Below are 25,183 nucleotides of genomic sequence, written 5' to 3'. Positions count from 1 at the left end.
TGCTTCTTGCCTCTATTTTCTATTCTCTATATTCTATAATCTACACTCTAAAAACTCTATTTCAATCCATCTAAAAATCCTTGGTAAGCTGGTTTCTTATTATAGTCGGCATCTAGGAGTAACGGGTACTCTTTTGAATGCCAAAAACCTGTTAACCAAGTATATTTGTCAGTTACACCCCAAGTTGAGATGGCGAATTTTTGGGTTTGAGGCAATTCTTCGTACATCGTTGTGATGTATTTATAAGTTTCAGCTTGTTTTTGTGCTTCGGCATCTGTAAAAACATACGAATCCGATTTAGCTGTGTTTACTTTGATGTCTAATTCTGAAATGTGAATTAACAATCCTGTGGAAGCCATATCAGTAAACCCAGTTTTCATGGTTTGTCTGTTTGTATCTGTTGAATAGTGAAATTGATCTCCTACACCATCAATTGGAATTCCGTTTGCTTTGAATCTGGTTATCATTTTTTTAATGGCAGCTCTTTTTCCACCATCGAGAACTACGCTGTAATCGTTGTAAAATAATTTAGCCTCTGGATCTGCAGCTTTTGCATATTTAAAACATCTGCCGTAAAAACCTATTGGGTCATTAAAAATTGGTTTGATTACGTTTTCATTTCTTAAAGCTCCGCCGTCGGCAAAAACTTCATTTACAACATCCCAGCTTTTTACTTTTCCTTTATAACGACCGACAACATCTGTAATGTAAATTTTGACTTTTGACTCGAATGCAATGGAATCGTATTTTGCATTTTTAAACCATTCTGGAAATGAATCGTACCAGACTAAAGTATGTCCGTGCACTTCCATATTATTGTCTTTTGCAAAACCAACTAAATAATCGGCGGCTGTAAAATTATAGGTTGTTGAAGATGACCAGATACTAGCCATTTTCATTTCGAACTCAGCCGTAATCTGGCTGTAATGTTTTAAAACTGCATTTTTATAATTGGCTTCTCCTTGTAAATCTTTCATTTTAACTGCTGCACCAATCTTAAACTTTGCCTTTTCTTTCAAGGTTTGAGTAATCGGATTTGGATTGCCTGTACCGCCGTCTTCATCTGCATTTATAAAAACTACTTTTTCGTCGTTGCTGCAAGAAGCAAACAGCAAAACAGTTAATAGACCTAAAATATATTGTTTATTTATCATCGTGTTTTTTTTAGTTTGATCCGGAAATCAAATTTTACTTTGTTTCCCGGATCGGGTTATTACTAACTTTAACCTTAACTCTTTGGAAAACATATAAAAACATCGTTTTTTCAAACTTGAAAAAGGCGTTCAATCTATGTTTTTATGTGCTAAATATTAATTGTATCCTACATTAAATCCTTCTGGTTTTCCCATCAAATCGATTTGACTTTGCGGAATTGGCATATTGATCATTGCAGGAGTCATTTTTAAGGGCACTTCTCCAGTAATAGTTCCAGATGGACTTGAACGGAAATATAAATTCTGTCTTTCTACTAAAAGTCCAAGTCTTTTTAAGAGAAACCATCTATTGTTTTCAAATGCTAATTCTCTAGCCGATTCGTCTAAATAATTATTTAAAGTCCAAGCTGTTAAATCAAAAGTGGTTACGGTGCTTTCAGGATTTCCGGTGTAACCTCTTCTTCTTACTTTATTTAAGTAAGCAAGGGCTTTTGTATCGTTTCCTAAATTGTGATAAGCTTCAGAAGCCAACAAATACGTTTCTGCCAATCTGTAATACATATAATCTTTGTAACTGTTTGAAGTCATTGGCAGTTTTTCTGTATCGTGGTATTTTTTCAAACTCCAATGCCAAGCTCTGTAATTTCCATTTGGAGCTGCAATTGCGGGATTTGTAATTGGCTGTCCGAATTTTGGATTTCCTGGAACATTGATTTTATAATCCTGATAATTATCGGAATAATAATAAGTTTTAAATCTCAAATCGTTTGCTTGATCGTAAAGTGATTTCAAATAATTATTTGGGTAAAACCAGCCTAAAGCCTGACCTCCGTATGCCACATCCTGAACCAATTCGCTGGTATTCAATTCATAAGTTCTGTGTGTAAAAACACTGCTCAGCCAAGAACCGCCGCCTCCGGCTAAATTATCATCAGGACCTAATAAAAAGTCTTTTTGATAGGTAAAAAGAGATTCTTTATGATTTCCGTTTTGTCCCCAAACATCTGCAAGTGCAACTAAACCGTGAGTTCCGTCATTGATAATAGCATCAAACTGAGCCGCTGCCCCTGCCCAATCTTGCTGCCATAAAGCACTTTTACCACGAATATGTCGGGCAACACCCTGCCCGTAACGTCCTGGATCTACTTTAAAAGGAAGATTGGCAATTGCATAATCCAAATCAGCATCGATTAGTCTGTACACATCTGCGTCGCTTGCTACTTTGTACTCTACTGGATCGTTAATATTTTGAGGTGTTGTTGGAATTGTATCGATTAAAATACCGCCATACATTTGTTTTAAATCCAAATACAATTCACCTCTAATAACTCTTGCCTGCGCTACTAATCTTTTCTTAGCCGCGTCATCCATTTGAATTGATCTTGCCGCAGTGATAATTGCCGAACATCTGTCGATAATCTTATAGCCCTGAATCCATTTCGAACCTGTGAACGACTGCGGATTATGACCTGTCCCGTATGGTGTATTCCACGTTCTGTGCAATCCTAAATCTGTGGCTACCATAAAGAATACATTGGCCCACAAATCGCTGTTGTCACCAGATGGCAGATTGTAATAACGCATCTGGTTGTATAGTGCATTAACTCCAACTTCTAATCCTGCTGGAGAACTGTAGACATAATCTACAGAAACTTGATCTTTTACCGTTTCCTCTAGAAAATCTTCGCACGAAGTAAGTCCCAAAGAAAGCCCGAATATCAAAACAAATAGAAAATTTATATTTTTCATGATCTTGTTATTTTTTTATTTTATTGAATGTCTTAAGCTGTGTTAAAAACCTACCTGTAAGCCAATAACACAAGTAACAGGCTCAGGATAATCGTTTATTTCTTTTTCTGGACTATAAGACTGGTAATCTGTAATGGTAACCAAGTTGCTTCCTGTTACATAAAGTCTCATATTGCTTAACCCCAGCGATTTAATTGTATTTTCTGGAAATTTAAATCCAACCGAAACGTTTTGAAGACGAACATAGGAAGCGTCTTGTAGTCCTAAAGTATTGATGTAAGGCGGATCATTTCCATCTCTTGGTCTCGGCCAGTTTCCTCCTGGATTTTCTGGTGTCCAATAATCTTGTTTGATACCATTTTTAACGCCTCTTAAAGATCCTCCACGCACATAATCGTATAAAAACAAGTTATCTCTGGTAACACCCTGAACCGTATAAATATCTGCTGAGAAATCGAATTGTTTGTATTCTAAAGCCAGAGAGAAAGTACCAAACCAATCCGGCATTTTGGAAGTGATCACTCTGTCCTGATCCGGATTTGGATTGGCACCATTTGACGGATCTGCATCATATAATTTAATATCTCCAGGATACAAAGTTGTTCCTGTAACTAGCGGAATATTTTCGCCTTCCTGATAAATTCCAACTGCTTTATATCGGTAATAAACATCAATTGGTTTTCCAATAAACCATAAGTTTCCAACGGCATCATCTTCTCTTCCGTCGCCATCTGCGTCTTTTCCGTAGATACTTACTATGCTGTTTTTATTTTTAGTAAAAGTTGCTCCAACATTTAATCTGAAATCTTTATTTTTAATTAAGTCTCCGTTCAAAGTAACCTCCAGACCTTTATTGTTTACTTTTCCAATATTTGAAAGTTTCAAGGTATATCCCGTATTGGCATTTAATGTTTCATAAATCAGCAAATCTGAAGTGTCCGTATTATAAACCTCAACTGTACCTGTTAATCTGTTTTTGAATAGACCAAAATCGGTTGCAAGGTTGAGCTGTGTTGAGGTTTCCCATCTTAAATCGGGATTCGATAATTGCGTGCCTGGCACATATCCTGAAACTTTTACACCATTGATAATATAATCTCTCTGAACGGCAGTTGCCATACTCTGATAAGGATCTTTTGGCTGGTTACCTACTTTACCATAACTTGCTCTTAATTTTAAGTTGCTGATAACTGGAACGTGTTCTTTCATGAACTCTTCATTAGAAACATTCCATGCTGCATTTACTGCTGGGAAAAATCCCCATTTATTATTCGCTCCAAATACTGAAGATCCATCGGCTCTTCCTGAAACTGTGAAATAATATTTGCTGTCAAAATCATATTCTAATTTTCCTGCAAACGAAATAAGAGATCTTTCGTTTCCTCCAATTAAAGGGGTATTCAAGAAAGCACTTTCTAAACCGTAAATACCCAAAATATCACTTGGAATTCTGCTCGCTGAATTACTAAAATCACTGTACTCCGATGAGGTAATTTCATAAACCCCAGTTGCATTAAAATGATTTTTTTCAGCTAAGTTGAAGTTGTAATGCAAAATATTACTTAACTGATATTCTACATTGTCTTTATAGGTAATACTCCCGCTTCCCTGCCCTGAATTAGCAATCCCAGAAAGCGATTTTGAAGTATTAAAAGACAATGCTTTATAATTCCACGATCTGCGGCTGGCGTTTAATTTATAGGTAAAACCTTTTGCAAGATTAATATCCAGAAAGACATTCATGATATCATTTCTATTCAATTCATTTGTGTTGGTTTCATAAACATCAATAAGCGGGTTTGGTGTTTCCTGAATTCCTCCTGGAAGATAACGGAAAGAACCGTCTGGATTATAAACCTGCCCTAACGGTGATGTATTTATAGCATTATTTAAGATGTTACCCACATTCGGACGATTTGATTCTGAGAATTGAAGCGAAACATTCATTCCTACTTTTAACCAATCTCTAACTCTTTGATCCACATTTATTCTCATTGCTACTTTATCATAGTCTGAATTTGGAACAACTCCTGAAGTATTGATATAGTTGATGCTCGAAAATATACTTGTTTTATCTGTTCCAGATGAAATACTCAAACTATGGTTATTAGTCACGCCTGTTCTCAAAACCAATTTTTCCCAATCAATATATTTTCCAGATTGAACAGATTCTAATTCTAATGGAGTGAAAACCTGATTATCTGGTCTGTAAACACCATTATTACTAGTTCTGTACGCTTCTCTTTTTAGCTGTGCAAATTCTTCTCCGCTGTAAACATCAAAGTTTCTATTGACAGTTTGAATGCCAGAAAAACCATTGTAGGCGATTTTTGCTTTTCCTGTTTTTCCTCTTTTGGTAGTAATCAAAATAACTCCGTTGGATGCTCTTGCTCCATAAATAGATTGTGCAGCCGCATCTTTTAAGATTTCTAAAGAAGCAATATCATTCGCATTAATATCATTAATATTTCCAATTACGATTCCATCTGCGATTACAATTGGTTCGTTGCTTCCATTAATAGATTTTTTTCCTCTAATCTGGATTGAAGAAGAACTTCCCGGTCCGCCATCGGCCAAACTTACCTGAACTCCTGCTGCTTTACCTCTAAGCATTTCACCAACATCCGAAGTTGCTACTTTGGTCATGTCTCCCGGTTTTACCGATGCAACAGAACTAATTACGTCACTTTTCTTTTTGGTGCCGTAACCTACAACGATAATTTCGTCAAGCGCTTGAGAACTTTCTTTCAATACTACTTTTAAATTTTTCTTGTTTTCGGTATCAACAGAAACTTCGTCCATTCCGATAAAGGAAAAAACTAACGTACTTTTTGCTGGGACGCTGATTGTAAAATTCCCATCGAAATCGGTTTGTGTACTTTTTGAGGTTCCTTTAGCATGTACATTTACACCCGGAAGCGGAAGTCCGGCCTTGTCGACTACTTTTCCTGTAATCGAACTTTCTTGTGCACTCACTGTGGTTGAGAGAATACACATAAAAAGCAATAAAACTAGTTTTAGATAATTTCCTCCAAGAAAAAACATCTTTACATGTTTGTTTTTTTTCATAAGTTATTTTTTTGGTTAGTTAGATAGAAATCAGTCATGATTTATGTTGCAAATGTGACTAATAAATGAAGTTTACAGGGGAGAAAAACATTCGCATTTGGGGGCGTCAATGTGTTTATTTGTGAATTTAACACGTGACAAAGCCTTAAAAAACGGTATTCGTAATAAAAACCTTAAAAAATTATTGGGTACTTAATTTCAATTTTTTATAATTAAAATTTTAACCGCAAAGTCCGCAAAGCTTAAAATTAAACTTTGCGGACTTTGCGTAAACCTTGACGATCTTTGCGGTGAAATATGCGGTTAATTCTTAACCTGAGCGCTTTTATATTCAGTAGGAGATAAATTATAAAACTTTTTAAATTCTTTACTAAAATGTTTTCGATCATTAAAGCCAACCATATAGGTTACTTCGGAAACGGAATAACTGGTATTGGACAAAAGACTTGCCGCTTTCTTTAAACGCATGTTTTTGATAAATCCTGCTACGGAATGATTGGTCAGCATTTGTACTTTTTTGTAAAGAACAGTTCTGCTCATTCCTATTTCATTTACTAAATCATTTACATCAAAATCTGTATTATCGAGATTGGCTTCGATAATCTGAGTTAGTTTTTTTACAAACTGACCTTCCGGTGTACTTGCATTTTCCTGCTCAGCATCTGCGATAAAACCTTCGCCGTATTTTTGACGCATTATTTCTTTGGCAGATAATAAATTGGCAATGGTTAATTTTAATTCTTCAATACTAAAAGGTTTCGAAATATAAGCATCTGCGCCTGTCGAAAGTCCTTCAATTCTATTTAAAGTCGAAGATTTTGCCGTTAAAAGTATCACTGGAATATGATTGGTATTTTGACTCGTTTTTAAAATTTTACACAATTCAAAACCATCCATTTCGGGCATCATAACATCTGTCAGGATAAGATCTGGAATTTCTTTCTCCATATATTCCAAAGCTTTTATGGCATCTGTAAATTGCAGCACTTTATAATCGCTGTATAAAATATCGTTTATAAACGAAAGTACTTCTTCGTTGTCCTCAATTACGAGAACTGTCTTTTTTGTACTGTTTTCATGTTCGTCCAGATATTCCGGTTCATAAATATCAATTTCGGTTTTAACATCAGAAATCGGATTGGCGTTTTCATCTATTTTAATTGCATTTTCAACAATCTGCGATTTTTTAAAATGCTCTTTCCCTTTCTTTAATGTAATGGTAAAAATCGTATTGAAATTGGCATCGGCTTCTGTTTGTACTTTAATTTCTCCGTGATGCAGTTCTACAATACTTTTACTCAAAGCCAGACCAATACCGCTGCCTAAATTGGCGCTGCCGCGTTCGTCTAACTGAAAAAAGTTTTTGAAGATTTTCTTTTTTCTATTTTCTGGAATACCAATTCCATTGTCTTTTACTTTTATTTCGATAGAATCAGAATCTTCTTTTTGCTCTACAGCCAAAGTGATTTTTCCATTTTTACTAGTGAATTTAAATGCATTCGAAAGAAGATTGTAAATCACTTTTTCCATCTGATTTTTATCGAAATAAAGCAACGCGGTATTAATATTAAGCACAAATTTGTAATCAATCTTTTTCTCAACGGCAATTCCGCGGAACGATTCGTAAATATCAAAACAGAACGAAACAATATCCTGCTGTTCGCAATAGATTTTCATACTGCCTTTTTCGGCTTTTCTAAAATCCATTAATTCATTGACCAATTTTAATAAGCGGTCAGAATTACTTTTAATGGTTTTTAATTTATGTTCCAGATTCGAATTCTTTTCGGCACCGCTCAAAAGTTCTTCAACGGGTCCGCTTATAAGCGTAAGAGGCGTTCTAATTTCGTGCGAAACATTCGTAAAGAAATCGAGTTTCATTTTATACAATTCTTCTTGTCTTTCTTTCTCGACCTGATCCAAATAATAGGTTTGTTTTAATAATTCTCGGTTTCGTAAAAAACGAAATAATAAAACAGCGGCGCCGGTCAATAATCCTAGATAAAGAACATAAGCCCACCACGTTTTCCACCACGGTGGCAGCATAATAATTTTTAGGGTTTTAATTGTCGGGTTCCATTCTCCGCCTCCATTTGAAGTTTTTATTTTTAACAGATAAGTTCCAGAATTCAAATTCGTCAAATTGATATAATGCTGCGACCCGATATTATGCCAATCGTCTTTATTAAACGAACTTTCTAATTTATAAGCATATTCGCTTTTTTCGGGCGAAATAAAATTCATCGCACTAAATTCTATTCCGATATATCCTTGATCGTGTTTTAAAGTGATTTCTGAAGTTTCGCTAATTCGTTTTTCCAGCGTAACTTCTTTATTTCCTGGTTTAATTTCTTCGTTATTTACGATAAGCTTCGTCAGGACAATTGGCGCTTTATCTTCTGTTTTAATTAATTTCGAAGGATTAAAAAGCACCAAACCATTCGAACATCCAAAAACCAATTCTTTTGCATTGAGCTTTAAACTGCAGTTGTTTGAAAACTGTTTTACTTTTAAACCATCTTTGGAAGAATACGACGTAATCTCAAAATCAGAAATTCTAAAAGATGGACTTAGCTTTTTGGTTTTTATTTTATAAAGCAGGTTATTGTCACTAATCCAGATATTTCCCTCAGAATCTTCCGAAATGCTTTTTATGGTCTCATCCGTAAAACCCATTGATCGGTTGATCTCGAAGAAACGGCCTTTTCGTTCGTCAAATAAATTTACGCCTCCGCTTTCGGTACCAATCCAAAATCTATTTTTAGAATCGGTAAACATAACGGTTAAACTGTTGTTCGACAATCCGTTTGCAGAACCTGTTTTAAATACTTTGGTGACTTGTTTTAATTTTTTATCAAAATAGTTTAAGCCATATTGTGTGGCAATCCAAAGTCCGTCTTTCCTGTTGATAATATCCGTAATGAAATTATCGCTTAGTGAATTGGAAGTTCCATCTGCCATGTAAATTTCAACCGTTTCATCTGGCATTACTTTTTTTAATCCGTTGCCATTTGTACCGACCCACAAATCGCCGTTATCCATTAAAAGAGACGTAATTGGACGTTCTCGTTCTTTGGAATCTTTTCGCGAAAGCGATATAAATTGAAACGTTTTACTGTTTTTATTGAACTTAAATAATCCGTTGAAAGTTCCGCAAAACAAATACTGCTCGTTTTGATTGACCAAAGCAGTTATCATATTTACGCTTTTGTCAAAATCATAACTTTCAATAGCATACGAAGTACTTTTATTGTTTCTAAAATCAAGATAATTCAAACCGCCGCCGTTGGTTCCCACCCAAACCGATCCGTCATTTTCTCGTGCCACTGCATTGACAAAAGCAGTATTTAATCCGAAATTGGGTTTTATAACTTCTCTTACGCTGGTAAAATTGGTGTTGGTTTTTTGAAAAAAGTTGACACCGCCGCCGTTTGTTCCAATCCAAATATCATTATGGCGGTCTTTAAGAAAACATTTTACATCATCGTCTGAAAGACTGTAACTCTCCAGCGCATTATGACCGTATTTCGTGAATTCATTTCTGTCTTTCTTGTAAACACATAGTCCGTTTTTTGTAGCAAACCAGATTGTATTGGCATCAACCTCAACAATATCATTTACCCAATTTGACGATAAACTTTTTCTGTTACTCATATTTAGCAGAAAATTGGTTATTGAATTCTGACTTGCATCAAAATGGAATACGCCATTGGCTTCGGTTGCAAACCATACATCGCCATTTTTTTCTTTTAGAATCTTCCAGATTTTAGATTTTAACAAAGCTGTATTATCACTCCAAATTTTTGGCAAAGTTTTCTTCGAACCGTTTTTAGGATCAAAACATTCTAAACCTTTAGAAGTACCGACTAAAACGCCATAATTACGATCGTAAAACAAAGACAAAACTCTGCTTTTCCTAAATGGCGAATTATGATCGTTTGAGATTTCTTCCAATACATATTTTTGTCTGTCGAGACGTTTAATACCGCCAAAAGTCCCAACCCAGATCCTATCTTGATCGTCTTGAATTATGGATGAAATGTAGTTTCGTCCACCTTTGATTTTCTGAACATCAACTCGTAGAAAACTCTTTTCGTTTTTATTAAAAAGATTTAAGCCATTATTCGTTCCTACCCAAATTTCTTTTTTATTATCTTCTAAAATTACATTAACATGATTGTTGCTGATGCTGTTGAGAATGTCTTTATTATACACATATCGCAGAAAATCATAGCCATCGTAACTAATCAAACCATTCGCTGTTCCTATCCAGATAAATCCCTTTTTGGTTTGATGAATGCTCGAAATCATGCTCTGCGAAAAACGGGTATCATAATTAATATGATCAAAATACAAATCTGAACTTTGAGCACACGAACTCACAGCAATTGCAAAAAATAGAATAAAACTTAAGATGCCGTTTGTAATGTTTTTCATAAACGAAATTTAATAAAAGCTCGAGTAATTTAATTGCAATAAACCTATGAAAAAAATCAATCGAATGCTTTGCAAAATAGAGCTTATGCAAAAAAAAGAGGTGGCAGTTTTTTCTTTTTAAGGGGTGTAGATGTACTTTATTGAGTTATTTTTAAGAGTATTTTTTAAATTTGGAGCTCACTCCGACTGAGCAACTCAAACTCAGAGATATTTGCGCAGCGTGTTTAAGTTATTTCAAGAACATTTTTTAGAGCTTGGGAGTTAGAAATACTCCTGTTGCTTTTTTTTACTTCATCTAATTATCACTTAAAACTTATATATTTAATTGTATGAGAAAATGATTGGTGTTTTTTTTTATATAATTACCATTAATTTTCTCGAGAAACTCTATTAAATAGTTAACAGCTTCATCATGTTTTATTTCAATCTCAATAGTATCTCGACTATTAATGCTATAAATATCAAAACTATCAAGAGGTAGATTATAATTTTTTAATAGTAAAAAAAAATCTTCCGAATTAAAACGTTCCCGCATTTTAATATTGTACAGAACCTCGCCCCAATCAAGAGCAACTTCATCCTTTTTCGGAAAAATTATTTCGTTATCTCCATATTCTGAATAAAACTCATATATGTGAGTAAATTCATACTCCCTTGTCTTAATATTTATTTTTAACGGCCCTGAACTTGATACTAAATTTAGTCTTTCATCCTTATATGGATTACTATAGCCTTTGGGTTTAAAAAAAACAAAAATGAGATCATTAAAATCTACTTTTTTAACTATTTCAAGATCATCTCCTAAAAGCTCATTAATAAAATCTTCCATAATTATTTATTTCAAAATATCTGAGTTTCTGTTTATGCAATCTAAACAAAAAAAACATTTCAACTAAGAAATGGCTTCTGATTCTTTTATCAATCCCAAAATCTTACCATAAGCAATAGCGGCTTTATGCACCTGAACGGTCCAATCTTCGGCTGCATTATCATCGGCGCCATCTGAAATATATTTAAGGCATAAAAACGGAATATTCTCTTTCATGGCAATCATGGCTAAAGCATAAGCTTCCATATCTACCACTTGGTAAGCATCTGAACAATGACCCATTTCGAAATTATCGCCGGTTCCGCAGATTCCTTCATTTAAATTATCCATTAACAAACCATATTCTAGAACTGGAGGCAAACCAGATAATGGCGTTTCGTATAATGCAAAACCTAATCCGCGAACATCCATATCACGCTGCACAAATTTGGTACAACAGATAACTTCGCCTTTTTGAAAACAGCCGCTTCCCGCCGATCCAAGATTTATAATTATCGAAGGCTTTTTCTTTTGAATTGCTTTTGTCAATTCGTAAGCCGCATTTACTTTTCCGATTCCAGTAATTAAAGTATTATGGCCTTTAAAAACTTCGGCCGCTTCAGATTCTAGGGCAAAGGAGAATAATATGTCTTCTATGGCAAAAGATGCCGTTTGATTAATTTGTATCATGCGTAATGGTAATTTTCAGTCTACAAAAATACGCTTAAAAGATTACGTAATAAAGCTTCTGGTTAATTTCTAAAAAACACGTTAAATTCTGTTTTCTATGGTAGATTTTAAGTTAGAAAAAATACTTTTGTTAAAATCAAAAAACAAGGAATTTCAATCCTTAAAAAATCAGAAAGCGCAACTGTATGGATAATGAAAAATTTATTTTCTGCCTTGAAGGTGTTAAAGATATAGACGACGTTAGCCCAACACATGTGGTAAAATGTCTGGAAGAACTGGCAATCGACCAAGGCATTTCGAGCATTCATAAAACTTGCGACACGATTGAAGGTTTAGAAGAAAGTTTGAATATTTTACTTTATGAAGACCATAATTTCAAGGATTATGAAATCATCTATCTGGCAATGCCGGGACAAGAAAATAACATTTGCCTTCATGACTATTATTACAGTTTAGAAGAAATTGCCGAACTTTTTGAAGGAAAAATGAAAGGCAAAATTATTCATTTTGCAAATCTTAAAGTTTTAGATTTAAATGAAGATGAAGCCCAATATTTTTTAGACATTACGGGTGCAAGAGCCATCTCTGGTTACGGATCTACTTATAATAAAATTGCGAGCTGCAGTACGATTGACAAAGCATTCTTTAGTTTGTATCAAGAGAACGATAATCTTTTTGAGGTTGTCGAAGATCTTTATATGAAACACTATAATTTGTGCAAACTGCTTGATTTTAGATTATACTATTAAGCATGAAAACAAAGGGAGTCGAAAAAATAAAGACCTACGAAGCAAAAGGATTTCGGGAGAAATTTTTAGGAGAAGACAATCCGATACATTTGCTTTTCAAATCAAATTCTGATCATTTCTTTTGTCTTGAGATTGAAGAAGTAATGCAGATGCAGCATCCTGTTCCGCCTTCTAAACATTCTTGTCATACCTTAATTTTCATTTCATCAGGAAGACATGTCATGAAACTGGGTTATCAGGAATATACAACGACCGATAATGAAATGATTATGATACCTGCGGGTCAGATTTTTTCGCTTGACAATGTTAACAATATACACAAAGGCTATGTCTGTCAATTCCATCCCGATATTTTAATTCGAAAATACGGCAGCCGTGAATTGCTGAATGATTTTGATTTTTTAAAAATATCTGGGAATCCTAAAATTACACTTACTCCTCCAGAAATAAATCCTATTACCAATATTTTGGATCGATTGAAAAAAGAATATTCAGAAACTGCATTTACAGATTTGAATATCGTTCAGTCGTATTTGATTACTTTATTTTATGAAATGAATAAAAATGCTGTTAAAACTTCTAAAGGGATTTCGGCCGCTGAGGTAATCACAGGAAAATTTAAGGAACTTATTCATGATCAAATAAAAACACAGCATCAAGTTAATTATTATGCGTCATTGCTAAACGTAACACCTAACCATTTAAATAAATGTGTCAAAACAGTAACTGGAAAATCGGCAGTAAAATGGATTGACGACAACATATTATTAGAAGCCAAATATTTACTGTTTCAAACTTCACTTTCTGTAGGCGAAATCGCAGTACAAGTAGGATTTGAAGACCAATCGTACTTTAGTCGTTTTTTCAAAAAAGCAGAAGGAATTTCACCCATTCGTTATCGAAAAATGATTGATAAGTCCTAATTATTGATTAAAGAATCCTAACAAACAGCTTTACTTTTTTCAGAAATTTGCCAGTTCAAAAACGCAAATTATGATTTATGTATTTAAAACTTCTGTTGACAGTCCATCAAAATTTGAGTCGGCTTCTGTTCTGCTTCATGAATTATTGCCAAATACTTTATGGAATTTTGATCTTGAAGACTGCGACAATATTTTAAGGGTTGACAGTGAACTTGATATTCCAAATCTAATTCTAAACAATGGCATTTTTGAATGCATCGAATTGGAATAAAAATCAAAACGCCTTCAACATCTTTTACCAGATAATATGGAAACTAAATTTTATTGCAAAAGTTTGATTTAGTTATTGAATAATTTTTTTAGTGTTCACTGACAGTTTTCAGTTACGGTAAAACTGGAAAATGAAAATAATAACGAAAAAGCGATATACAATTTTACTTGTATACCGCTTTTCCTATTTATTAACCATGAATTCTAGTTATCTACCACCATACCAATATGGATCTCCAACTTTTCTATCAATTAAAGCTTGATTTTTAAGTGTAAAATCTCCACTTGCGGCATTGACAAATTGAGGATCTAATGCTGTTGCAGATGCAGACAAATCTGGTCTGTTATTTGCAAGTGCATTAACCGTACTATTTAAGTTTGGTGAATTGAAATAGTTGTTATTTGTAAATGTCGGATTTGGTGTTGCTGCCTCTCTTGTGTAAGGTGCCGGCGTAGCTGCAAACAATGTATTACGTACAATTATTCCCGCAGTTGTAACAAATCTTGTGTATAAAATTGCGTTACCATTAGTAGCAAGCATATTTGGATTAGAAATAGTACAAGCATCAATTAACACATTTGATGTTAAACCAGTAAGTCCTGCATCCATACGAATAAAATACCTCGCTGTTGCGCAATTATTAAACGTACTGTTTTTAAGAGTAAGCTGAGCTACTTGCGAACCTCTAACATCAATAAATTCTCCCCCAGTTGTAAGAACATTTGTTACAAAAGTATTCTCTACTATAACAGAAGCAATTTTAGAAGCGGCTAAGTTTGCACTAATCAATGATACCCCATAGTCATGAATATTACAGCCGCTTATTAAAAGCGCACCATATGTAACATTGTTATCATTGTATTTAACAACTGAAACAGCAGCACCGGCAGCTCCTTTGTCACCTTTTAAATCTAAATCTATTAAACTTAGATTAGCTGAACCATTTGTTAATACGAAATTCACATGAAGTTTTGGTTTGTCATAAGAGCGTAATCCTCTTAATGTAATTGATTTATTTAACGTAATTGCTCCCGTTTGATTATCGGCTGTGTAATCTCCTGGCTCTAAAACTAGAACTGCTCCAGAAGCTGCGTCTGCAATTTTTTGCATTAAGTCATCTGTTTTCTTAACTAAAATACCAGTTCCGATATCAATTGCAGTTGTAAAAGCTTTATTTCCTCTTTTCTTAGTACCATTAAACAAATCTGCTGTGTAAGAAGTCTCTCCTGTCAATCCTGTTACTACAGCTACACCACTTGTTTTTTCGGCTGGTGTAATAACATGTGTTATTGCTCCAGGGTTAACAACAATTTGTGTAACGTTGCTGTTTGGTGTCCATCTTAAAGTAACTTGTTTTGCTTCAATATCACCATCAATCGAAGCCAAGAAAAGCTGTTCAGATAAAGTCGTCGCTGAAGTAATAGACCATTTAGAATCTTCTAAACCTGCAGCACTTACTGCTTTCACTCTAATAGAATAAACTGTTTCTCCTTCTAGCGCTACTTGAACAGGTAGTTCTGTTGGAGCAACATTTACTGTTTTAAAAATCGTTTTAAAATCTGGATCATCTGCGCTAAATTCTACTACATAATGATCTGCATCTTCTTTAACAGTCCAATTTAATTCTACTGTAGTTTGATTTCTAACTGTAGCCTTCAGTCCAATTGGTGAAAATTCTCTGCTTACATCCAATTCATTTATTAAAGCTTCGTTATAACTTTCACAGCTTGAAAAAGACAGTGCCAGCAATAGCATAACTATTAATCCTTTAAATATATATTTTGTTTTCATAAACATAATGTCTTAATAAATTAATGATACTCTTTCTTGAGATTTACTTAGTATAATTGTAATCGTTAACTAATTTTCCATTACTAGATTCAATAAAAACCTGCCAGATTGGCCAGAATTGTCTATCATTTGGATTCATACCTGGTTTATACAAAGTATTTATCTTAGTATCTGCAGTTGCGCCCGTCCAAGTCCACGGAATAGATGAATAACCTGTACCAGGGTTAGTACTTTCACCACGATTAAGACCATAAATCTCCAAGCTTACATTATCTGCTTTATATCTATAATAAAGAGTGGCAGGGACATCAGCATATCGTCCAGTACGATCAGCTAAATTTTTCATATTTACTTTAGCTTCGTCTAATTTTACTTTTAACAAATTCCAACGAATAAGCGCTTGCTTACGCTCCATTTCACCTGTAAATTCAAATTTATTTTCTTCAACCAACGCATTAAACATTGCTTCTTTGCTGGTCAATTGATCTACATAATTATCAACTTTTACTGATTGAACTGCAGCAGGAAAAGCTCTTCTTCTTATTTCCTTTAAGTATGGAGCTGCTGCACCTGGGCCTTCTAATTCGTTTGCTGCTTCAGCGGCAATCAAAAGAACTTCTGCATAACGCATGTAAATTTTATTCACTCCATCATCGTTTGTTGAAGTAACAAAACGAGTCATCCACTCGTAACGATATTTTCCAAAATACCAAGTGTTTAGCGCTCCTAATTCTTGCTTAGCAATGTTGTTTACAGCTGTTCCATATTTGTACGGAACACAAGTTACGTCTCTTCTTGTATCTGCTTGATCGTAATCATAAAATACAGTAGGAAGCGGTCCTGCAGTTCCTCCACGATTAGCTCCATTAGCATGGAATTGATCGTTTGTGGTGTGACGAACAGCAAAAGTAAATAACATACGGCCTCTACCATCTGAAAAAGGAAGTTCCCATAAAGATTCTCCTCCCGCTACTAAATATTCTTGATTGTATTTTTTCCAAAATGTTTCAAATGAAGATTCTAAATGAGCCTTTCCACTTGAAATAACAGAACGAGCTTCTGATAAAGCCAATGCATACATATTTGCAACAGATAATTCTGGATCTGTACTTCTTCTTATACCGTCTGGATATTGCTGATAACCACTAGCGGCTAGTGCTAAACGTGCACGAAAACCTTTTACAAATGCCTTATTAATTCTTTCTACACTACTTGTAGCTGGAGTTTCTCCAGGCCAAGGAACTAAAGTTGATGCTTCTCCTAAATCGGCAATAATTTGTTTATAAACAACATCACGACTAGATTTAGGAATATAAATTGTTGCTGATTCAATAGGCTCAAAACGAGCAGGAACATCTCCCCAAGCTTTTACTAAATCTGCGTAATAGATCGCTCTTAACGTTAATGCTTCTCCCAGCAAATACCCTAACTCAGTACCTGGACGAGGATCACCATATGCACGCAAACCACGAATACAAACATTAGCACGCTCAATTCCCGAGTACATCATTGCCCAGGCATTATTTGTGGTATTCATTTGAGAATTCTCTGGTTTTGGATCATAAGTACATAAATCTGATGCATCACTAACAGTCTGAGAAGAGTTATACCATTCAACATCTGTATTTAAACCATAAAAAGGAAGAAAACGACCTCTGTAAGAGTTAGTTTCTGCAAATGGAATTTTAATTCCATCTATTGCACCTTCAGCTAATCCAGGGGTAGAAAAAATTAAAGCTTCATTTAATGTTGATTTTGCCTCTCCATCTAAATAATCGTCTGAACAGGAAGTAAAAATACTTGCTAAAATTAATCCTGCTATAAATATTTTATGTTTCATCTTGTGAAATTTTGTTTAATTAAAAATTAAGGTTTAAACCAAAAATCAATTGTCTGCTTCTCGGGTATGCAGAGTAATCTACACCCGGTGTAAGAGCCGAACTTCTTCTTGTAGAAGCTTCTGGATCTGGTCCAGAATAACCCGTAATAGTGAAAACATTACTTGCAGTAAAATAAAATCTCAATTTAGATATTCCTAATGCAGAAGTTAAGGAACTTGGAGAGGTATATCCTAAAGTCAATGTATTTAATCTTAAGAATGAACCATCTTCTACTGCCCAGTCACTAAAAACATATCTAGCCATATATGGAGACCACATGGTTGTATTAGCATTAAGCGCAGTTAATGCTGCTGGATCTGTTACTAATTGTCCTGTTGCAGGATCTAAATTTGTCCATCTTTGTCCATCTGCCATTTCTGAAGTTAAATTTCTATATTGTCCATTCGGGTTTGAAGTAGTAAATTCAACTTTATTAGCGTTGTAAACGTCATTCCCAATACTCCAATTGAATGCTGCCGAAAGATCAAATCCATAAGCATTTGCATTTAAAACTATACCTCCGGTACTTTTTGGATTTGCATTTCCAATAATTGTGCGGTCATTTACATCAACGACACCATCATTATTAACATCTTGTAATTTCATAGAACCTGGTGCTATTGTCCCTACAACTGTTGATGCGCTTGCAACTCCTTCTGGATTTCTTGTAACACCATCTGGCAAGAAATACGGTTTTAAAGTGTATTTTGTTCCATCATATGTAAAATCAGATACTTCATAACGTCCTGCACTTTTATATCCGTACATAATACCGACAGGTTGTCCAACATTCACTAAATAATCATTTCCAATTGCAGTAGAGGCCCAACCTGAAGGAAATCCATAATTATCCATTACACCAATAGAATTGATGCGGTTTTTATTAAATCCAGCATTAAAAGATAGACTTAATCCATACTTTGGTTTTTCTATAAGATTTAAGTTTAAAGTCGCCTCTACACCAGAATTTTGAATTTCTCCCATGTTTCTGTATTGAAAATCATAACCGCTTCCTGGAGTTGGAAAATTCATTAATAAATCTTTTGTGATATTTTTATAGATCTCAACAGATCCGGTTACCTTATTTTTAAACAAGTCAAAATCTAATCCTAAATTCTGCGTTACGGTTGTCTCCCATTTCAAATCAGGATTTGCCATTGTTTTAGAAGCAGCCCAATAATTATCAACTCCATTAATCCAAGTTGAGGTAGATGAAAAGAAACTCTGCACCATTTGTCCAGTTGGAATATTATTGTTACCTGCTTCACCATAACTTACTCTCAATTTAAGTAAATTAACCCACGAAGCATTTTTCATAAATTCTTCCCCAGAAATTTTCCAAGCTGCTGCTGCAGCAGGAAAGAATCCCCATTTATTGTCACCTAAGAATTTACTAGAACCATCTGCACGATAAGTTGCTGTAAAAAGGTAACGATCTTTAATGTCATAATTTACACGGCCAAAGAAAGAAAGTAATTTATCATCTGGTGCATAGTAATTATCAACAGATATTGGAGTTCCTTGAGTTGTTAACTTTTGAGCTTGATCAAAGTTAAAGAACAATGGAAAGCCTTGTATAACACTACTAACATCATTTCTTTCGTAATTAATAGACTCTTCTCCTAATAGAATTCTCAAGCTATGATCTTCACCGAGGGATTTTTTGAAGTCGTAATTTAATGTATTAGCATTTCTGAAACGAGTATCTTTTCTATCTCCCATCATTAAGGCTGGCATACCTTGTCTTTCGGCTGCAGGATTATTATTAACATAATAAGTAGAGCGTCCGAAAAAACGATAATCTTGATAATTATAATTATCTAAACCAAGTTCACTTTTAAATACCAGTTTATCAGTTAACTTCCATGAAAAACTACCTAGAGTATTAAAGTTCTTTCTAAATTGCTGACGATCTGTATCTGCAATAGCTACAAATGGATTGACTAAATAACCAGAAACTGCTTCATCAGTATCATCTGTAGTTAAACCAGGAAGTGGAATTGGCGCATAACCCACGCTATGTTTTAAACGTGAATCTGCAGAAGAAACTTCATTTTGTTCGTTTAAACCTCCACCATCAATCTCGGTATCTGAATAACGTACCGTGAAAGAAAGATCAATTTTATCAGAAGCTTTAGAATTTAACGAAAGAGACAAATTGTTTCTTTTATATCCTGAACCAATCATTATAGCATCTTCGTCATAATGAGCATAATTAAAATTGAAGTTCATTTTTTCTGTACCCCCTCTTATAGACAAATCACGGCTTTGAACCTCTCCAGTACGTCCAAAAGTTTGTTTCTGCCAATTGTTTCCTTTCATCCCTTTATACATATCGTAATCCTGCCAATTACCAAAGTATTTTTCATAAGAACTTAAATCAGTATTATCTTTAAGCAAAGCATATTCGTAATTCCATTTAACATAATCTTCCGGAGATAAAACATCAAAAGTATTTGCGATTTTTTTCATGCCATAAAACATATTATAGTTCACAGCAATCTTTCCGTCTTTACCTTTTTTAGTTGTAATAATAATTACCCCATAAGCACCTCTTGAACCATAAATCGCTGTAGATGAAGCATCTTTTAATATTGTCATATTCTCAATATCAGAAGAAGAAATATCATTTATACTATTTACTGGAAAACCATCTACTATATACAAAGGAGATGCATCCTGTGTAAGAGAACCGTTTCCTCTAATTCTAATTCTAACTTCAGAATCAGGCGATCCTTCAGAAGAAGTTACTTGAACCCCAGCTATACGGCCTGTTAGAGCCTCTGCCACGTTTGGAACTGGAATCTTTCTAACTTCACTTCCTGAAAAAGTAGCAACAGCTCCAGTTAAATCAGATTTTTTAGATGTTCCGTATCCAATTACAACAACCTCATTTAAGTTATTAGAATCTTCAGTCAAAGTAGCATTTACCTTAGATTTTCCTTCTGTCGAAACGTCAACACTTTTAAATCCTATAAAAGAAAAACTTAAGACAGCTTTCGGGTTGGTTAATTTTATTTTATAGTGACCGTCAAAGTCAGTAGAAGTCCCGTTCTTAGTTCCTTTCTCCAAGACATTTACGCCTGGTAAAGAAAGTCCTGCAGCGTCTTTCACGGTTCCCTCTATCGTTGTGCCCTGCGCGTGTAGTTGACTGCCGATCAATAAGCACAGTAAGAAAACAAGTTTAAAGCAAAAATCTGCTCCTTTGTTTAATAGTTCTTTAAAGTTCATGGTTGATTGTTTAAGTTAATTAATTTTTTTTCGTTTTAGTTTAAGTGGTTTTTTGTGGTTACGTTCAATTCATTCTATTTTATTTATTACAGATTTTTTTTTGAAGGAGAATTTTTTAATATTCAATAATAGTGTCCTGTTTATCTTTTTTCAGCCTTTATTACTTAATCGATTTCGTATCTTAAAAAAAATTGTTGTAATCGATTACACAAACATAGATATTTTTTTTAAACGAAAAATAAAAAGTCATAAAAAATTCCTAAAAAAAATTACATATCAAAAATTTTATTTATTTTTTATGTGGTATATATAATTTTAACCAATATAAAATATTAAATATATTATTATTAATCGTTCATTTGATTCGATTTTTATAAAAAAAACAATCGATTACATGAATATTAATTATGAAATTATTAGGTGTTATTTTTACACTTAAAATTGAGCCTAAGGCGAAAAAAAAATTAATTTTTAATCGAAAACCCTTTAGAATTTAAAATGTATTTTCTGACTTAAACGCATTGTAAAAGGGTTAGAAATAAAATTCTCATTTAAGACCAGTGCGTTTAAAGCAAAAAAAAGCCCTTAAACAAAAGTTAAGGGCTTTAAAAAATTATAAAGATTTATTAAATGTGCTGTACAGCTAATTGCTTACGATGTAGCTTCATCAAAATGAACGTTATAATCATTCCGATAATTGACATTCCTACTCCAATTAAATTGGGAGAAGAATAACTTAGTCCTGCAGCCAAAGGTAGTCCGCCTAAAAAAGCTCCTAATGCATTTCCAATATTAAAACTTCCTTGAAGCGATGCCGAAGCAATCATCTCTGCGCCTTTTGCAGTACGAATCATCAGCATTTGAATTGGCGCAATAACCGAAAATGATATCGCTCCTGTTAGGAAAGTTAGAAATAATGAAAAATATTGGTTAAAGGAGAAAAAGTAAACCAAAACCAAGTCAACTGACATAACCAGAAGCAATGCTAGCGTTGTTGGCGCTGGAGAAAATCTATCTGCTAGTTTACCACCTGCAAAATTTCCAACTACCATTCCTAATCCGGCTAAAATCAGAATATAAGAAACATCTTCTGGCGAAAATTTTGACACATTAATTAATAGCGGGGCAATGTAGCTGATCCAAGCAAATAAACCGCCAAAACCAATCGCTGTAATTCCGATAATTAACCATGCTTCTGTTTTCTTAAAAAATTGGAGTTGTGTTTTCATATTCACACTTTCACCCTTTTCAAGATTCGGCATCCATAAATAAATAGCTAAAAAGGTCAGCAAACCAACAAAAGCAATTAATACAAAGGTATAACGCCAAATAAAGTGATGACCAATATAAGTTCCGATTGGGACACCTATTAAATTCGCGATAGTCAATCCGGCAAACATGATCGAAATTGCCTGCGCTTCTTTTCCTTTATCTGCCAAACGGCTTGCGACTACCGCTCCTACTCCAAAAAATGCTCCGTGCGGCAGACCAGAAAGAAATCGAGAGGCAAATAGAAAATTATAATCTGGAGCAATAATAGACAAAGCATTAAAAACAGCCAGCATTAAAGCTAATATTAAAAGCATTTTTTTAGGTGCATAATTCCTTCCTGCGATTACTAATAAGGGAGCGCCAATAACAACTCCAAGAGCGTAAGCAGAAATTAAATATCCTGCCACTGGAATTGAAACTTTCATATCCGAAGCAATATCAGGCAGCAAGCCCATCATTACAAATTCTGTGATTCCAATAGTTAACCCTCCTAAAGAGAGTGCAATAAGACTTTTTTTCATTTCATTAAAGTAGAAAGGAATAAATTTCTACGTTGCAAAATTAACATCATTAGCAGTGATAGAAATTGTATATTTGTGATATAAAATTGTATATTTAAGTTATGCCAAAATTAAATCAATTTAAAACCCTTGTTCTGGATGAATTTGAGGAAGAAAAGTTTCATCTGCCTCCGCATACTCATACCTATTATGAGATTATTTACATCAAAAAAGGAAGCGGAATTCATCACCTAAATAACAACCTACTACCCTATAAAGCGGGAGATCTATTTGTAATTTCGCCAGACGACAAACACTATTTTGATATTAAAAAGAGCACCAAATTTACTTTTATCAAATTCACAGATAATTATTTCAACTCCAAACAAAATCTAACCTGCGATGAATTCCTCGTGAATACACCAGAAAGTTTTATGCGGGATAAAATTCTCAAAGAAACGGTTTTGAAGTTTGACGAACCCTGTAAAACTATCCTGAAAAATACTGTTGAAAACATCGTTACCTATGGTAAATATATAGATGTCACCTCTTCGCCGATTGTTTTTTACCAGATCCTTTCCATTTTTGGTTTGATTAAAGAAACGATTCGCGGTATGAATCTGCAGATGAAATCGACGCATTTAGACAATGAACAGATTGCCAATTATATTCATCAAAATATTTACCAGCCCAAATTGGTGCAGATAAAAGTTATTGCAGATCATTTTAATATTGCCCAGACTTATTTCAGTGCTTATTTTAAAAGGACTTTCAGTATCAGTTATCGCGAGTACATTCATAATCTGAGAACAACTTTAATCGAGAAAAGGTTCCATAACAATCAATTACCAATTAAACAAATTGCATATGAATTTGGTTTTACCGATGAAAGTCATCTAACTAATTATTTTAAAAAACGCAAAAACATGAAACCAACTGATTTTAAAAAACTCTAGTTATCAAAATCTTAAAAAATGATTTACTCGAGTATTTTTAGTTAAATTTGTATTTCAAAAAATAATTTCCTTGCCTAGAAAAATCCACATATTCATGTTTTTAATGACACTCAGTTTCCTTTTAACTCCGAGTTTTAATTATGCATGCAATAGTGGTCACAACATGGAAATGACTTCTAAAAAGGAAAACTTCTGTTCTAAAAAATGCTGTGAAAACAAAAACACCAAAAAAGAAAAACACAATTGCAACGGAAAATGCACTCACACAGGCTGCAATACCTCAGCATTACAATACATTATTTTAAATTCAAATGATTTTAATTTACCTAACGATGTATTTAATTTTTCTCTAAAAAATACTTTTTCATTTTATCCTGAAGTAACTATTTCTTCTGGCTTTACTTCTATTTGGCTGAAGCCGAAAATATAACTATTCTATTTTTGACAGCCCATATTGGGTCTTTTTTAAAACGAATTTTTAACTAAAAGGACATTCTTAATACTTTTTAAAACATAACAACAATGAAAAAATCAATTATAGCTATCACAGCAGCAGTCACTCTATTATTTTCTGCAAATAACATTCAAGCTAACACAGCTAAATCTGAAATAACAGCAATTGAAGCTGCAGATTCTCAATTGCAAAATGTGTATGACGCTTATTTTACCGTAAAGGATGCACTTATAAAAAGTGACAGCAAATTAACTTCGGCGAAAGCCAAAGATTTACTAAATGCCATTACTGCGGTAAAAATGGATAAATTAAAAAGTAATGAGCACACGGTTTGGATGAAAGTTGTAAAAAAACTTACTGCTGATGCCAAAAATATTTCGGCAACAACAGATCTTAAAAAACAACGTGAGACTTTTAAATCTTTATCTAAAAACACATATGACCTTATAAAAGTTTCTAGTCCAGAACAGCCAATTTACAAACAATACTGCCCAATGGCAGATGCTGATTGGTTGAGCAAAGAAAAAGCAGTTAAAAACCCATATTATGGTTCTTCTATGCTGACTTGCGGAAATGTGGTAGAAACGATTAAATAATATGAAGCTTTACATCAAAAATATGGTGTGCAGCCGATGCAAAATGGTTGTGAAGTCTGAGTTCGAAAAACTCGGACTTCCTACTATTTCTGTTGAATTGGGTGAAGTCGAACTGGAAAAAGAAATCAGCGACGAGCAAAAAGAAGTTCTATTAGAAAACCTTCAAGTTTTAGGTTTTGATTTAATTGACGATAAAAAAACAAAAACCGTCGAAAGAATAAAGAACTTAATTGTCGATTTGGTTCATCATAAAAACAATGATTTAAAAATCAACTTGTCCGATTATTTAGCCGAAAATCTAAGTCAGGATTATAATTCGCTGAGCAATCTCTTTTCTGAAATTGAAAACACAACAATCGAAAAATATTTCATTAGTCAGAAAATCGAAAAAGTAAAAGAACTATTAATTTACAATGAGCTTTCGCTTAGTGAAATTGCTGATATTTTAAATTACAGTAATGTGGCACATTTGAGCAATCAATTCAAAAAAATTACGGGCTTTACTCCTACTTCGTTCAAACAATCGAAAGATAAAAAGCGTATCCAGATCGAGAACTTGTAGTTATTTAACCGCAAAGAGCGCAAAGGTTTACACAAAGTTTATTAGCCACAGATTATAAGGATTAAAAGGATTTTTAAATCTGTGTTAATCT

General features: G+C 33.9%; 17 protein-coding genes. 7 read left to right on the top strand and 10 right to left on the bottom strand.

All coding sequences use genetic code 11. The annotated features are described in order from the left end of the window. Positions 1-56 precede the first annotated feature (56 nt). The 6 genes from ASE40_RS14000 to ASE40_RS13975 all read right to left on the bottom strand — a co-directional run bounded on the left by ASE40_RS14000 (position 57) and on the right by ASE40_RS13975 (position 11,907). The gene (locus ASE40_RS14000) at positions 57-1,154 is read right to left on the bottom strand and encodes an endo-1,4-beta-xylanase (protein ID WP_057117716.1); all 1,098 of its coding nucleotides are present in this window, start codon (positions 1,152-1,154) and stop codon (positions 57-59) included. A gap of 156 nt (positions 1,155-1,310) precedes the next feature. Beyond that, positions 1,311-2,903, bottom strand: a complete 1,593-nt coding sequence (locus tag ASE40_RS13995) for a RagB/SusD family nutrient uptake outer membrane protein (RefSeq protein WP_057117715.1) — start codon at positions 2,901-2,903, stop codon at positions 1,311-1,313. 42 nt (positions 2,904-2,945) lie between these two features. After that, complete coding sequence (locus ASE40_RS13990) at positions 2,946-5,972, bottom strand: SusC/RagA family TonB-linked outer membrane protein (RefSeq protein ID WP_057117714.1); 3,027 nt, start codon at positions 5,970-5,972, stop codon at positions 2,946-2,948. 303 nt (positions 5,973-6,275) lie between these two features. Next, entirely contained in the window at positions 6,276-10,409 is a 4,134-nt protein-coding gene (locus ASE40_RS13985) for a hybrid sensor histidine kinase/response regulator transcription factor (RefSeq protein ID WP_057117713.1), read from the bottom strand. 313 nt (positions 10,410-10,722) lie between these two features. Next, the gene (locus ASE40_RS13980) at positions 10,723-11,238 is read right to left on the bottom strand and encodes a hypothetical protein (RefSeq protein WP_057117712.1); all 516 of its coding nucleotides are present in this window, start codon (positions 11,236-11,238) and stop codon (positions 10,723-10,725) included. Positions 11,239-11,301: 63 nt separating this feature from the next. Continuing rightward, a complete protein-coding gene (locus tag ASE40_RS13975; RefSeq protein WP_057117711.1) occupies positions 11,302-11,907 on the bottom strand; it encodes a nucleosidase in 606 nt (201 codons plus the stop codon). 185 nt (positions 11,908-12,092) lie between these two features. Here ASE40_RS13975 and ASE40_RS13970 point away from each other — a divergent pair, with 185 nt between their 5' ends. The 3 genes from ASE40_RS13970 to ASE40_RS13960 all read left to right on the top strand — a co-directional run bounded on the left by ASE40_RS13970 (position 12,093) and on the right by ASE40_RS13960 (position 13,850). After that, positions 12,093-12,656 (top strand): DUF6642 family protein, encoded by a 564-nt coding sequence (locus tag ASE40_RS13970; protein WP_057117710.1) that lies wholly within the window; start codon positions 12,093-12,095, stop codon positions 12,654-12,656. Positions 12,657-12,658: 2 nt separating this feature from the next. Beyond that, a complete protein-coding gene (locus ASE40_RS13965) occupies positions 12,659-13,579 on the top strand; it encodes a helix-turn-helix domain-containing protein (protein ID WP_241774373.1) in 921 nt (306 codons plus the stop codon). 70 nt (positions 13,580-13,649) lie between these two features. Beyond that, positions 13,650-13,850 carry a hypothetical protein gene (locus ASE40_RS13960; protein ID WP_057117709.1) on the top strand — a complete coding sequence of 67 codons (201 nt, stop codon included), beginning with the start codon at positions 13,650-13,652 and terminating at the stop codon, positions 13,848-13,850. A gap of 207 nt (positions 13,851-14,057) precedes the next feature. On the opposite strand, the gene ASE40_RS13955 is transcribed toward ASE40_RS13960, so the two are convergent. The 4 genes from ASE40_RS13955 to ASE40_RS13940 form a co-directional block, all read right to left on the bottom strand. Further along, positions 14,058-15,641, bottom strand: a complete 1,584-nt coding sequence (locus ASE40_RS13955) for a DUF4957 domain-containing protein (RefSeq protein WP_057117708.1) — start codon at positions 15,639-15,641, stop codon at positions 14,058-14,060. 43 nt (positions 15,642-15,684) lie between these two features. Continuing rightward, a complete protein-coding gene (locus tag ASE40_RS13950; protein WP_057117707.1) occupies positions 15,685-17,481 on the bottom strand; it encodes a RagB/SusD family nutrient uptake outer membrane protein in 1,797 nt (598 codons plus the stop codon). A gap of 19 nt (positions 17,482-17,500) precedes the next feature. After that, entirely contained in the window at positions 17,501-20,752 is a 3,252-nt protein-coding gene (locus ASE40_RS13945; protein WP_057117706.1) for a SusC/RagA family TonB-linked outer membrane protein, read from the bottom strand. Between the two features lie 626 nt (positions 20,753-21,378). Next, the gene (locus tag ASE40_RS13940) at positions 21,379-22,545 is read right to left on the bottom strand and encodes an MFS transporter (protein WP_057117705.1); all 1,167 of its coding nucleotides are present in this window, start codon (positions 22,543-22,545) and stop codon (positions 21,379-21,381) included. 101 nt (positions 22,546-22,646) lie between these two features. On the opposite strand from ASE40_RS13940, the gene ASE40_RS13935 reads away from it, so the two are divergent. From ASE40_RS13935 to ASE40_RS13920, 4 genes are all read left to right on the top strand, one after another. After that, positions 22,647-23,480, top strand: a complete 834-nt coding sequence (locus ASE40_RS13935; protein WP_057117704.1) for an AraC family transcriptional regulator — start codon at positions 22,647-22,649, stop codon at positions 23,478-23,480. Positions 23,481-23,583: 103 nt separating this feature from the next. Further along, positions 23,584-23,910, top strand: coding sequence for a hypothetical protein (locus ASE40_RS13930; protein WP_241774372.1), 327 nt, complete (start codon positions 23,584-23,586; stop codon positions 23,908-23,910). Positions 23,911-24,002: 92 nt separating this feature from the next. Then, positions 24,003-24,530, top strand: coding sequence for a DUF3347 domain-containing protein (locus tag ASE40_RS13925; RefSeq protein ID WP_057117702.1), 528 nt, complete (start codon positions 24,003-24,005; stop codon positions 24,528-24,530). Between the two features lies 1 nt (position 24,531). Continuing rightward, on the top strand, positions 24,532-25,092 hold the full coding sequence (locus ASE40_RS13920) for a helix-turn-helix domain-containing protein (RefSeq protein WP_057117701.1): 561 nt from the start codon (positions 24,532-24,534) through the stop codon (positions 25,090-25,092). The last annotated feature ends 91 nt before the right edge of the window (positions 25,093-25,183 follow it).

Origin of the sequence: Flavobacterium sp. Root935 (assembly GCF_001429295.1) — a bacterium.
Classification (GTDB): Bacteria; Bacteroidota; Bacteroidia; order Flavobacteriales; family Flavobacteriaceae; genus Flavobacterium.
This window is presented reverse-complemented; position numbering and strand designations above follow the sequence as displayed.